General features: G+C 62.2%; 13 protein-coding genes. 5 read left to right on the plus strand and 8 right to left on the minus strand.

What is annotated here, in order from left to right:
* Positions 1-62 precede the first annotated feature (62 nt).
* Positions 63-1,526 carry a M20 family metallopeptidase gene (locus J2W46_RS01465; protein ID WP_214880281.1) on the minus strand — a complete coding sequence of 488 codons (1,464 nt, stop codon included), beginning with the start codon at positions 1,524-1,526 and terminating at the stop codon, positions 63-65.
* Positions 1,527-1,855: 329 nt separating this feature from the next.
* Between J2W46_RS01465 and J2W46_RS01470 the strand changes: the two genes are divergently transcribed.
* Positions 1,856-2,167: a superinfection immunity protein gene (locus J2W46_RS01470; protein WP_087754900.1), complete on the plus strand. Its 312-nt coding sequence runs from the start codon at positions 1,856-1,858 to the stop codon at positions 2,165-2,167.
* A gap of 44 nt (positions 2,168-2,211) precedes the next feature.
* Here J2W46_RS01470 and J2W46_RS01475 read toward each other — a convergent pair whose 3' ends face one another.
* From J2W46_RS01475 to J2W46_RS01505, 7 genes are all read right to left on the minus strand, one after another.
* A complete protein-coding gene (locus J2W46_RS01475; RefSeq protein WP_020067965.1) occupies positions 2,212-2,481 on the minus strand; it encodes a YodC family protein in 270 nt (89 codons plus the stop codon).
* 481 nt (positions 2,482-2,962) lie between these two features.
* Positions 2,963-4,573: an MFS transporter gene (locus J2W46_RS01480; RefSeq protein WP_204521545.1), complete on the minus strand. Its 1,611-nt coding sequence runs from the start codon at positions 4,571-4,573 to the stop codon at positions 2,963-2,965.
* Positions 4,574-4,603: 30 nt separating this feature from the next.
* Positions 4,604-5,251 (minus strand): TetR/AcrR family transcriptional regulator, encoded by a 648-nt coding sequence (locus tag J2W46_RS01485; protein ID WP_087754902.1) that lies wholly within the window; start codon positions 5,249-5,251, stop codon positions 4,604-4,606.
* A 275-nt stretch (positions 5,252-5,526) separates the two neighbouring features.
* A complete protein-coding gene (gloA2, locus tag J2W46_RS01490; RefSeq protein ID WP_204521547.1) occupies positions 5,527-5,940 on the minus strand; it encodes an SMU1112c/YaeR family gloxylase I-like metalloprotein in 414 nt (137 codons plus the stop codon).
* A 117-nt stretch (positions 5,941-6,057) separates the two neighbouring features.
* Positions 6,058-6,645, minus strand: a complete 588-nt coding sequence (locus J2W46_RS01495; RefSeq protein WP_020067990.1) for a flavin reductase family protein — start codon at positions 6,643-6,645, stop codon at positions 6,058-6,060.
* A 1-nt stretch (position 6,646) separates the two neighbouring features.
* A complete protein-coding gene (locus tag J2W46_RS01500) occupies positions 6,647-7,381 on the minus strand; it encodes a GntR family transcriptional regulator (RefSeq protein WP_310350690.1) in 735 nt (244 codons plus the stop codon).
* Positions 7,378-8,319 (minus strand): polysaccharide deacetylase family protein, encoded by a 942-nt coding sequence (locus J2W46_RS01505; protein WP_310351999.1) that lies wholly within the window; start codon positions 8,317-8,319, stop codon positions 7,378-7,380. Before J2W46_RS01505 ends, J2W46_RS01500 begins: the two co-directional genes overlap by 4 nt.
* A gap of 301 nt (positions 8,320-8,620) precedes the next feature.
* Between J2W46_RS01505 and J2W46_RS01510 the strand changes: the two genes are divergently transcribed.
* The 4 genes from J2W46_RS01510 to J2W46_RS01525 are packed head-to-tail and all read left to right on the plus strand — an operon-like array spanning position 8,621 to position 12,866.
* Positions 8,621-9,676, plus strand: coding sequence for an ABC transporter ATP-binding protein (locus J2W46_RS01510; protein WP_310350692.1), 1,056 nt, complete (start codon positions 8,621-8,623; stop codon positions 9,674-9,676).
* A 44-nt stretch (positions 9,677-9,720) separates the two neighbouring features.
* Positions 9,721-11,022, plus strand: coding sequence for an ABC transporter substrate-binding protein (locus J2W46_RS01515; RefSeq protein WP_020067994.1), 1,302 nt, complete (start codon positions 9,721-9,723; stop codon positions 11,020-11,022).
* A gap of 31 nt (positions 11,023-11,053) precedes the next feature.
* The gene (locus tag J2W46_RS01520) at positions 11,054-11,968 is read left to right on the plus strand and encodes an ABC transporter permease (protein ID WP_214880269.1); all 915 of its coding nucleotides are present in this window, start codon (positions 11,054-11,056) and stop codon (positions 11,966-11,968) included.
* A gap of 1 nt (position 11,969) precedes the next feature.
* Positions 11,970-12,866: an ABC transporter permease gene (locus tag J2W46_RS01525; protein WP_310350695.1), complete on the plus strand. Its 897-nt coding sequence runs from the start codon at positions 11,970-11,972 to the stop codon at positions 12,864-12,866.
* Positions 12,867-12,877: the final 11 nt, after the last annotated feature.

The following is a 12,877-nucleotide window of genomic DNA, read 5'->3' on the forward strand; positions in this document are numbered from 1 at the left end:
ATGGCAACGCAATAATGGCACCGCAAGCGGAACGGGAGCCTCAACAGGCCGGCAAAAAACGCTCAGGGCGCGGCGGCGATCACCTGCGCAACCGCGGCCGTGAGCTTCTTGCCGTACGGCACGTGCAAGAACTCGTTAGGCCCGTGCGCATTCGACTTCGGTCCGAGCACGCCGCATACCATGAACTGCGACTTCGGAAAGCCTGCCTTCAGCACGTTCATCAGCGGGATGGTGCCGCCCTGCCCCATGTACGCGACGTCGGCGCCGTAATGTTCGCGCGATGCATTGTTGAGCGCGGTTGCGAGCCAAGGCGCAAGATCGGGCGCGCTCCAGCCGCTCGCCGCTCCGGCGTCCGGCTTGAATGTCACCTTCGCGTTGTACGGCGGGTCGAGTTCCAGCAGCGCCTTGAGCTCCGCAACGGCCTTTTCCGCTTCGATCAAAGGCGGCAGACGCAGCGACAGCTTGAACGCGGTGCGCGGGCGCAGCACGTTGCCGGCGTCGGCGAGTGCGGGCAAGCCGGCGGCACCTGTCACCGACAATGACGGACGCCACGTCGAGTTGAGCAACGCCTCCTTCGGATCGGTCGTGGTGGGCAGCACCTGACGGCCGTCCTGGCCGCATGCCCACGGCAGCTTCTTCCACACGTCGTCGCCGAGAATTTGCGCGGTGGCTTCGGCTTCGCGCAGACGGTCGGCGGGAATCGGACTGTGGAACCCCTTGGGCAGCAGGGTTCCGTTAGCGGAGTCTTCCAGACGGTCGAACAACTGCCGCATGATGCGGAAGCTCGACGGCGCAATACCGCCGTAGCCGCCTGAGTGAATGCCTTCGTCCAGCACCTGCACTTCCAGGTCGCCGGCGACGAGCCCGCGCAACGACGTGGTGAGCCACAACTGATCGTAATTGCCCGCTCCGGAATCGAGGCAGACGACGAGGCCGACATTGCCGAGCCGTTCGCGCAATGCGTCGACGTAAGGCAGCAGATCGTAACTGCCCGACTCTTCGCAGGTTTCGATCAGCCCGACGCAACGCGGCCGCTCGACACCTTGCGCGTCCAATGCGGCGAGCGCGGTGATGCTCGCGTAGATCGCATAGCCGTCGTCGGCGCCGCCGCGGCCGTAGAGCTTGTCGTTTTCGAGCTTCGGCGTCCACGGGCCGAGGTCCTTGCGCCAGCCGTCGAATTCCGGCTGCTTGTCGAGGTGGCCGTACAGCACGATGGTTTCATCGCTACCTGAACGTGTTGCCGGCGTCTCGAAGAAAATCACCGGCGTGCGGCCCGGCAGCCGGACGATCTCGAGTTTCAACCCGCGTACCGGCTGCTGCTCGACCCATTGCGCGGCGTCGGTGATCACGCGTTCCAGGTAACCGTGCTTGACCCACTCGGGATCGAATGCCGGGCTCTTGGCCGGCACCGCAATGTAGTCGGTCAGCGCAGGCACGATCTCGTCGTTCCATTTGCGGTCCACGAATTCGCGGAGCGTGTCGGGGTTCAGGCGTTCAGCCTGCTGGGTCGTATCGTCGGAGATCATGATGGCGGTCCGTAACAGGGTTCGGTTTCGTTCGAGCGAAACGAACATGATAGTCCTGATGCCCGCGGTGCTGAAGTCCTCGTCGCACGTCGGTGTGCTGTGGGGCGTGCAGTAGTGCGTGCCGTGGGCGTGCTGTCGGACTGCTGGACGGCGGCGTGCACCACTGGCGTCTGCATCGCCAGGCTTTCATTCAGGCTGCACGCGTCAGACAATCGCGCGACAATTAGTGAATGAACTGCGGGTGAATGAACTGCGCGTGCAGGCCCGCTCGGTAAGCGCAGCATTGACCTTGGCCACCGCGAGGCGGACCTTCTTCCAGGAGGCGACATATGAATGACACGGCCGTCGTTCAGATCATCGCCGTGATGATCGCGCTGGCGCTGTATTTCCTGCCGGCGATTCTGGCCGATCGGCGCAAACGCGTCGACGTGCTGACGCTCGCGCTATTCAACGCGTGCCTTGGGTGGACCGTTCTTGGATGGCTGCTCGCGCTCTACTGGTCGTTGCAGCCGAACCCGCCGAAGAACCTTGCGGGCGACGTGGAGGAACAACGCAAGGTGGTGCGCATGCGCGCGTTTTCGTCCGCGCTGTTGCTGCGCGTGCAACGGCGCAGCACAACGCGGAATGGTTCGCAGGAGTAAGCCCGGTAAAGCCGGAGCAGGAACAGGCGCCGAAACAGCAGCCGTTATGCCGCGCGGCCTATCCGGTTCCACTGCACGGAGCCCGCCGGGATGGAGCGCGGCTCGGCGCGCACGCTGGAGGGCGCGAATACTTCGCGGCGCAGTTCGCCGTGGTCGTCGAACCACTCGCAGATCAGCCAGTCGCCGGGATTGAGCGCCACCGGGCCCGCATACGTAACAGTCATGCGCGGGCCGCCGTCTTTCAACGTGACCACGTCGCCGATTGAGAACCGGGCGGGAGGCGGTGTAAGCGTGTCAATGGTAGCGGTCAGCATATCAATCCTCTACGGAACCGTTAGCAGTATTCAAGTCATTGCGCCGTCTATCGACTAAGACCTATTGAGGGATACCTCTAAACGCGTTCAGATTAACAATCGAAATTAAATACGGCAAGTGCTTTTTATTGATACCGATTTCATAAAACCCGGAAAGACAATTTGACGCACTGCAATGCCGGGTTAAACCGGAGCGGCCTCCGCGCCGCGCCGCAGCCTTGACGGTGCGGCAACGCACAGAACGCAAGACTTACTGCTCCAGCGCTGGCGTCGAGTAGAAAATGCATGGCCCAAAATGCTTCATTACTGAAACAATTTTGAATGTCGGGCGGTAGCCTTCCATTTGCCTCGCGGCGCCGAATTACCTGTGAACTACTCAATCACCGGTAAATGCAATCGTAATTAAAATGAATTCCGTGTGAAAAGCATAATGATTTTCCCGGAGACACAGCTATGAAAACGATTACCTGCGCGGCAATTTTCAAGCGGCTGCGGCGGCCCGCCGCAACGCGAGTTGCTGATGCCGCACGAGCAGCACGCTCAAGCCGATGCAGACGAACATCAGCACGGCGTTGATCGCGAGACTCAGCTGGAACGCGTGGGCGTAGCGGACAGGCGCCGCCTCGGCGCCGGCCGCTCCCACCGCGCCAAAGAACGCGCCGCTGATAGCGGCCGTGCCGAACGCCGAGCCGATCTGCAATGTCGACGAAATCACGCCCGACGCGAGCCCTGCTTTTTCGGGGGCGACCTCCAGCAGCACGATGCGCATGATCGACGGCAGCAGCAAACCCTGACCGACTCCCGCGCATACCAGGCCGACGTAGAACGGCAGGTCCGGCGCGGCGCCTGCGGCTGCTCCTGCGGCACAGCCTGTGACCGTGAAGCCTAGCGTCATCATCGAAAATCCGAGCGTGAGAACATAAGCGCCGATGCGCTTGACCACCGCGGGCGACGCGAGCGGTCCAATCACAAAGCCGATGGCGAACGGCATGATCGCGATACCTGATGCGAGCGGCGTCCAGTGCAAGCCCGTTTGCAAGAAGATGCCGTAGGTCAGGAAGAATGCGCTGTTGCAATAGAAGAGGAACGCGAGCACCAGGCCGAGCGCGAACGCGCGGTTGCGGAACAGTTGCAGATCGACGAGCGGATGGCCGCCGCGGCGCTCAACACGCCGCTCGGTGGCGACGAACAGTGCGAACGCGGGCACGGCGAGCGCGAACATCGCGAAGGTCCATGCGGGCCAGCCGGCTTCCCGGCCATGCGTCATTGGATAGATTATGAGCAGCAGCACGGCTGAGAGCAGCGCGACGCCCTTCAGATCGAGGCCGGCGTGCGTAGCTGGCTGGTTCTCGGGCACAAACTTCCATGTGCCGAGAAACGCGGCGATCCCAATCGGAATATTGATCAGAAAGATGACACGCCAGTCGAGCCCGAACGGGCGATACGTGATCAGCGCGCCGCCGCCCAGTTGCCCGACGATCGACGAGAGGCCGAACACGAAGCCGTAAAAGCTCATCACGCGCGTCTGCTGATGCAGCGGCACGACCGCGCGGATCGTCGCAAGCACCTGCGGCGCCATGATCGCCGCCGCCATACCCTGCACGATGCGCGAGATCACGAGCATGTGACCGCTGGTCGCAAAACCACACAGCGCCGACGCGACCACGAACGCGGCCATGCCCGTCATGAACATGCGACGCCGGCCGAACAGATCGCCGAGCCGCCCGCCGGTGATGAGCAGTACCGCGTACACGGACGAATAGGCCGACACGACGAGTTGCAACTGGGCGTCCGTCGCGTTCAGACCGATGCGGATCGACGGCAGCGCGAGGTTGACGATGAAGTAGTCGAGCGGCGCAAGGAAAGCGCCGACGAACAGCACTGCAAGCGCAAGCCCCTGACGTTCGAAACGCGGCGCCGGCTGTTCGCCGGCCGGCGCCTTTCGGGCTGCGGCGCCGGCAGCGCTTGTCATCGCGGCGGTGGCAGCGACGGAGCCCGGGCAAACCGCGACGTTCGCAGTCGGGCACCCCTTTACGACGTCCGCATCGGCGAAGGTAGCAAGTGAGGGAGATCCATTTCGTTCCGATTTCATGACTGAACGTTCAATAATTCGGCAAAAAATTTAGACGAGGGCTCGCATTGCGACATCGACGATGCTGATCAAAGCGTCTTCCCTATGGGCGACTCGCCCGAGTACGCGCAGGCCTTGCATGATGCACAGCAGGAAATCGCCGACCGCCTTTTCGTCGAGCGTCGAGTTGAATGCGCCGCTTGCCTGGCCACGGATCACCGACGCCGCCAGCAACGTCGCCATTCGGCGTTGAACCGCGGCAACGCGGCTGCGCAGCTCCTCGTCGCCGGGCTGCATTTCGAGGGTGGTATTCGTAATGAAGCAACTGCGCTCGCCCGTCAGTGCGCATGCGACACGCGCGTAGTGGAGCAACGCGTTGCGCAGCGCCTCTTCAGGCGGCACCGGCGCATTGAGGCGCTCGGCGAGACGCGCGACCGAGCCCTCGGCGTAGTGGTCCAGCGCGGCGAGCATGATGCCGTGCTTGTCGCCGAACACGCCATACAGGCTGCCGCGCAACAGGCCGGTGGCCTTGCACAAGTCCTCGATCGAGGTGGCGTGGTAGCCGTGGTTCCAGAACACCTGGCTCGCGCTCGCGAGCACGGCCTCGGTGTCGAACTCGCGCGGGCGGCCGCGCGCGCAGACCTCGCCCTTCTTCGATGAAGGCTTTGACGAAGATTGCGGATGACCGGTTGATTTCATTTCACGGATATTATGACTAACCGTTCAATAAAGCAAATCCGGGGTTTCGTAGGGAGGGATGGGTCGAATGTGCGGGCAATGGACCCGAAAAATGAAAGCCATTCGCATCGGAGGGCGAGCTTGCGATCGTCTTGCCGACCGTTTGACTCTCAGGCCTAAGCCTCGCTGCCATCGATTCGGATAGTGACGCCTAGTTCGAACAACAGATCGAAGTTGTCCAAACACAATGTAGCGAGAATGGGAGCGCGACGATCGTCGCCAACCTACCCAACGGTTCAGACCGACTGCTTGTGGCTAAGCCCAGCCCCCACCTCGTATAACTCCAGTGGAAGCCCATCAGGGTCCGCGAAGAAAACGAAACGCCTGTTTGTATATTCGTCGATGCGTACGTCCTCAACCAGAACTCCCTTAGATTCAAGCAACGCTTTACAGACATCGACGTCGCTCACGCCAAAAGCAAGATGACGCAAGCCGCACGCTTCCGGATAGGACGGTCGAAGCGGCGCATCCGGAAACGAAAACAGCTCAACCTGCGATCCGTCGGGAAGCATGAGGTCCAGCTTGTATGACTGTCGATGCTCCCTGTAATGCTCGGCCACTATCTGAAGGCCGAGAATCTCCGTGTAGAAGCGGCGAGACACCTCGTAATTCGAACAAATGATTGCAGCGTGATGAATGCGGAGAAGCATGATAGTTGGCCAAAACGATTGCAGACGATATGAAAGGACTGTACCGACCTTCCTTCCACTTCTGCAAGCCCTTGTTCGGCATGGCCGGTGCGCATCGGGTCGTGGCAGCGACCCGCATCACAACTGGAAGCGATCGCGTGTCGTGACATAGTCGCTCGCGCCGAAGCGGCCCACCGGAAAGTAGTGCTGCAATCGCACTCGCCAGGTTTCGATGTCGATCAACTCGTCCCGCACATGCAGCATCAGCACCTTGCCGATAAAAATGTGGCGGCTCGGCGTTTCAAGGGTCTCCCACAGCGCGCATTCGAACGCGACGGGCGCCTGCGCGATGCGGGGCGGCTTCACGCGCGTCGACGCCATCGCTGAAAAACCCACCTCATCGAGTTCGCTGATATCGGGCGCAAAGCGCTCGCCGCAGCGATGCATCTGCTGCGCAATCGGCTCGTCGGCGAGATGCACGACGAACTCCTTTTCGCGCGGAATGTTCACGGCGGTGTCTTTCAGCGTGCCGTCTGCCAGCCGGTTGATACTCAACATGACGATCGGCGGTTCCTCGCCAACCATGTTGAACATCGAGAACGGCGCCGCATTGACGGTGCCGTCCGCGCCAAGCGTGGTCACGAGCGCGATGGGCCGCGGCACGATCAGACTCGCCATCAGCTTGTAGCGCTGATATTCGGTGATCGCTTCGAAGTCGATTTGCATGTCATTCCGTAGAGGTTGATCGATGCGGTTCGATGCCGAGCAGATGCGCAAGCCGCTTCGTTCCCGGCATGTCCGATGTCTCGATGCGCGCTTCCAGACTTTGCAGATGCGCGGTCATATGCGCAATCGCACCTGCCGCATCGCGCGATTCGAGGCAGTCGAGAATAGCCGTGTGCTCGTCATGCTCGCAGGGCGCATTGCCCACCCGCTCGTACGCGCCGACAATCAGCGAACTGCGCGAGATCAGCTCCGTCAGATAGCGCTCCAGAATCGCATTGCCGGACAGTGCGGCGATACGCAGATGGAATTCGCTGGCAAGCCGCGCCCACGACGGCTGATCGAAGCGATGCATCGCTTCGTGCTCGTCGGCAAGTTGCTTGCGCAGTGCGCTGATGTCCTCGACGCTCGCACGCTGCGCCGCAAGCTCGACGAGCGCACGCTCGACCGCGCGCCGCGCCTCGAAAATTTCGCGCGTTTCCTCGCGCGTCGGTTGCGCGATCACCGCGCCTTTGTTCGGCCGCAATACGACGACGCCGTCATGAGCGAGCTTCTCCAGCGCGCGCCGCACCACCGCGCGGCCCACGCCGAACAGCGCGCACAGTTCCGGCTCGGGCAGCTTGGTACCAGGCGTAAGCCTCTGATTCAACACCCCTTCGAAGATCGACTGATAGATCCGTCCATCCGCGCTCACCTCGTCGCGCTGGCCGTTCCGCGCAACCGCACGCACGGTGCTCATGCGGCTTGCGCCGGTGCGGGCACGGCCTCCTCGACATGACGCGCAATCGCGCCGGGCGTGGTGAGCCAGATGTCGTCGCGCGCGTTGGCAACATGCGCGAGCGCTCGGCGCAAATGCCGCAACCGGTATGGCTGGCCGACGATGTACGGGTGCAGCGCAATCCCCATCACTAACGCCTGAGACTCGCGCGTACGCTGGGTCTGCTCGAGCATTTCGTCGAACTGGTCGACGATCATGTCCGCGAAATCGCGCATGTCCATCTGCCGCGCCATGATCATCGGCAGATCGTTCAACTCCTGCGGATAGGGAATCGACCAGAGCGGTCCCGCGCTCGTGTGCATGCGCACGGGGCGATCGTCGTGACACCAGTTGAGCGTGTAGCGATAGCCCGTTTCCGCAAGCAGGTCCGGAGTCGCATGCGACTCCGAGATCCACGGTGACAGCCAGCCTTCCGGCACGACGCCGGAACACTCGCGGATGCGCGCGCGGCAATGCGCGAGCAGCGCGCGCTCGTCGTCCCGATCCAGATCGCTTTGACGCTGCGCGTTCGTGTGGCCATGAGCAATCAGTTCGTCGCCGCGCGCCACGCATGCGTCGATCAGCGCGGGGCAGTGATCGTACAGCGACGTATTGATGAGCGTGCCCGCCGGCATGTCGAGCGAGTCGAACAATTCGATGCACCGCCACGCGCCGACGCGGTTGCCGTACTCGCGCCAGCTGTAGTTCAGCACGTCAGGCTGCGGCGACAGCGGCCCGAGCGCCGCGCCCAGCCCTTCGCCGAACGCAAAATGCTCCAGGTTGAAGCCAAGGTAGACCGCGAGCCGAGCGCCGTTCGGCCAGGCGTAGCCGTTGCCTTCACGAACCGGCTGATAGTCGAATCGGCCATGTGTCTTTAGGAAACCCAACGAAGCACACGGCTCTCGCTTGTAGTCGTTCATTGTCACGTGTGAATGATCCGGTTTGGTTAGTTCGTGCCCCAATCCGAACGAAATCTGCACTGCGATCGCACACGGAATGCATCGGCAAGTGCTGACGATCGGGGCCTGCGATCGTGTGCAATATGCGCGCCAACGTGTCGACACATGCGGTCAGCAGGCACGTTGGCGCTCGCTGTTGGTCTCGCGCGCGGTCGACACCATCGCGAATGGCATACGACTTGCAAAAGCCCCCGGGCTGCATGCGCCGTGCCCCTGCACGCTCGCCGTATTCCACTCGTGTCTACACTCAGGACAAACCTTCATGGTTCAGCCGGCATCCACTGTGGTTCATGCAAGCCCAGCCGACATTGAGCTCGTGCATGTATCGAAGCGCTATGGCGATTCGCTCGCCGTCGACGCCATCGACCTGCGCATTCCCGGTGGCGCTTACTGCTGCCTGCTCGGTCCGTCAGGTTGCGGCAAGACCTCGACCTTGCGCATGATCGCGGGTCACGAGTCGGTGTCCGACGGCGACGTGCTGATCGGCGGCCGCAATGTCACTCGCGAGCCGCCTGCCTCGCGCGGCACGGCAATGGTGTTTCAGAGCTATGCGCTGTTTCCGCATCTGTCCGCACTCGACAACGTCGCGTTCAGCCTCAAGATGCGCGGCGTCGCCAAAGAGGTGCGCAGAAACCGCGCCGGCGAACTCCTCGAACTCGTCGAGATGTCGGCCTACGCGCACCGCAGGCCCGCCGAGCTTTCGGGCGGCCAGCAGCAGCGCGTCGCACTCGCGCGCGCGTTGCTCAACGAACCGCGCTGCCTCCTGCTCGACGAACCGCTCTCGGCGCTCGACCCGTTCCTGCGCGTGCAGATGCGAGCCGAACTGAAACGCTGGCAGAAGGAGCTCGGCATTACCTTCGTGCACGTCACGCATTCACAGGAAGAAGCGATGGCGCTCGCCGATCTCGTGGTGGTGATGAGTCACGGCCATATCGAACAGACGGGCACACCGTTCGAGGTCTTCAACCAGCCGCGCACGGAATTCGTCGCGCGCTTTCTCGGCGGCCATAACGTGCTCGGCGCGAACGGCCGGCTCTTCACTGTACGGGCCGACCGTCTGCGCATCGCGCCGCAAGGCGTCACGCCCGGCACGAGTGCGAGCGAAAGCGGCTTGAGCCGCATCGGCGGGCTCGCGTGCACGGTGCGCGAAGCGGAGTACCAGGGCACGCACCTGCGCATCACGCTCGATCCGCTGGATGGTTCTCCCGCGCTGGTCTCGCTGATGAGCGACGCCGACTACGACCCGCAACGTCTCGGACCGGACGCGCGCGTGACTGTCTGGTGGGACGAGCAGAACGCCCATCCGCTCGCGGCGTAATGCCCAAAATCACAACCCAACGATAATCCTTCGAGGAGAAAGCAATGAACGACGACAAGCTGGCAGCACCCGCGCAACACGTTGAAGAAGAGACCGTCAGCAAGGGCATGTCACGCCGCACGTTCGTCAAGGGCGCCGTCGCGGCGGCGGGCATCGCGGGTTTTCCGTATGTGCACGCACAAGAAAAAATCACGCTGCGCTACCTGGGCACGGCCGTCAACCAGAGCGCGGAGATTGCCAAGAAGTTCAAGGCAGACACGGGCATCGAGATTCAATACATCCCCGTGACTACCGACGACGTCACCAAGCGCATCATCACGCAACCCAATTCATTCGATATCGTCGACACCGAGTACTTCGCGCTCAGGAAACTCATTCCCGCCGGCACGCTCGCGGGCATGGACGCGAAGCGCATCAAGCTCGCCGACAAGATCACCCCCGTGCTCACGAAGGGTGAAGTGGACGGCAAGAAGATCGGCGATCAGGGCACCGCGCCGAAGAAGGTGATGTTCCTCAAGGGCGCGCGCTCCACGGAGTTTTCCACCACGCCGACGGAATGGATGACGCTCATCCCGACCACGTACAACGCCGACACGCTCGGCATTCGCCCTGATCTGATCGCCCGTCCCGTGACGAGCTGGGCAGACCTGCTCAATCCGCAATTCAAGGGCAAGGCGGCGCTGCTGAACATTCCCGCCATCGGCATCATGGATGCGGCCATGGCGATCGAAGCGACGGGCCGCGTGAAGTACGGCGACAAGGGCAACATGACCAAAGCCGAAATCGACCAGACCATCAAGATACTGATCGAAGCGAAGCGCGCCGGCCAGTTCCGCGCATTCTGGCGCGACTTCAACGAGAGCGTGAACCTGATGGCCTCGGGCGAAGTCGTGATCCAGTCGATGTGGTCGCCCGCCGTCACGAAAGTGCGCACGATGGGCATCGCCTGCAAGTTCCAGCCGCTCAAGGAAGGCTATCGTTCATGGGCATCGGGCTTTGGCTTTCCACGCTCGCTGCAAGGCAAGAAGCTCGACGCGGCGTATGAGTTCGTCAACTGGTTTCAGGACGGCTGGGCGGGCGCCTATCTGATGCGCCAGGGCTACTACCCCGGCGTCACGGAAACGGCAAAGTCGCATATGCAGGCCTACGAATGGGACTACTGGATGGAAGGCAAGCCCGCCGCGCAGGACATCAAGGCACCCGACGGACAGTTGCTCGAAAAGGCGGGCAGCGTGCGCGATGGCGGCTCGTACAACCAGCGCATGGGCGCCATTGCGTGCTGGAACGCCGTGATGGACGAGAACATCTACATGGTGCAGAAGTGGAACGAATTCATCGCGGCATGACGGTCCTCACGCATCAGCCCGGAGTGTAACGATGGCCTCGGTCGACTATCTGCAGCAAACGAAGCGAATGCCCGCGCGCCATCGACGCGTGAGCGCCTGGCTGCAAGCCACGCCGCTCACGCTGACGTTCGCGTTCTTCTTCATCGTGCCGCTCTTGATCACGTTGATCGTGAGCTTCTGGGACTTCAACGAGTATCAGATCATCCCGGCCTTCACGTTGAAGAATTACGCGGCGATATTCGACGGTTGCGGCTCGCTGACGGATGTGTGCGTCACCTTCAAGACCTACTGGTCGACGCTCAGGTTCTGCGCGATCGTCTGGGCGGTGACGCTCGTGCTCGGCTTCGCGATCGCGTATTTCCTCGCGTTTCACGTTCGCACGACCGCGATGCAGACGGTGCTGTTTCTCGTCTGCACCATTCCTTTCTGGACCTCCAACGTGATCCGCATGATCTCGTGGATTCCGCTGCTCGGCCGCAACGGGCTCGTCAATCAGGCGCTGATGTCCGCGCATCTCGTCGATCAGCCGCTCGACTGGCTGCTGTATTCCAGCTTCTCCGTCGTGCTCGCGTTCGTGCATCTGTACACGTTCTTCATGATCGTGCCGATCTTCAACGCAATGATGCGCATCGACCGCTCGTTGTTCGAAGCCGCGCGCGACGGCGGTGCGAGCAGCTGGCAGGTGATCCGCGACGTGGTGTTGCCGCTGTCGAAGACAGGCATCGTGATCGGCTCCATTTTCGTCGTCACGATCGTGATGGGCGACTTCCTCACCGTCGGGGTCATGGGTGGACAACAGATCGCTTCGGTGGGCAAGATCATCCAGGTGCAAACGGGATATCTGCAATTCCCCGCCGCGGCAGCCAACGCGATCATTTTGCTCGCCGTCGTGCTCATGATCGTATGGACGCTGACGCGCGCCGTCGACATCAGAAAGGAACTGTGACATGCGACTTCTCGCCCGCCACCGCGAGCAGCGGCCCGCGAGCTTCTACTGGCTCGCCCTGCTCTTCGGGCTCTTCGTGCTGTTTCTGTACGGCCCGGTCATCACGATCTTCATTCTGTCTTTTCAGGGTCCGGAGGGCGGCTTGACCTTTCCAATGCGCGGTGTGTCGCTACACTGGTTCGCCGTCTTGCGCGACGGCGTCGGCGATGTCGATATCTGGGCCGCATTCGGGCGTTCAGTCAAACTCGCTCTTGCCGTCACCGTGTTGACGGTCCTGTTCTCGGTGAGCGCGGGCCTCGCATTCAGGCGCCGCTTTCGCGGCGACACGGCGGTTTTTTACGTGTCGGTCGCGAGTCTGATCATGCCGTCGATCATCGTGTCGCTCGGCATCGGGCTGACGTTCCGTCTGCTCGACACGCTCATCAAGTATCTGGCGAACGCGTGGGGCTTCCCGTCGTTCGCAGACGGCTGGACGACGTCGATGGGTCTCTACACGTCCGCGCTCGGCGCGCATCTCACCTGGACCCTGCCGTTCGGCCTGCTCGTGATGTTCGCCGTGTTCAACCGCTTCAATCCCGCATTCGAAGAAGCCGCGCGCGATCTCGGGGCCTCGCCGTGGCAATCGTTCAAGAATGTCGTGCTTCCCATCATCGGGCCCTCCGTCATCGGCGTCGCGATGTTCGGCTTTACGCTGTCCTGGGACGAAATCGCCCGCACCTCGCAGGCAATCGGCGATCAGAACACGTTGCCGCTGGAATTGCAGGGCTTGACGACATCGGTGACCACCCCCGTCATTTACGCGCTCGGCACGATGACGACCCTGATCTCGCTGCTGGTAATGATTGGCGGGCTGCTCATCGCGAGGTCGATCGCGCGCAAGCGGGCAAGCGTTCGTTGAAGCGCGCCGCA

The organism is Paraburkholderia strydomiana, assembly GCF_031456815.1.
GTDB classification, from domain to species: Bacteria; Pseudomonadota; Gammaproteobacteria; order Burkholderiales; family Burkholderiaceae; genus Paraburkholderia; species Paraburkholderia caledonica.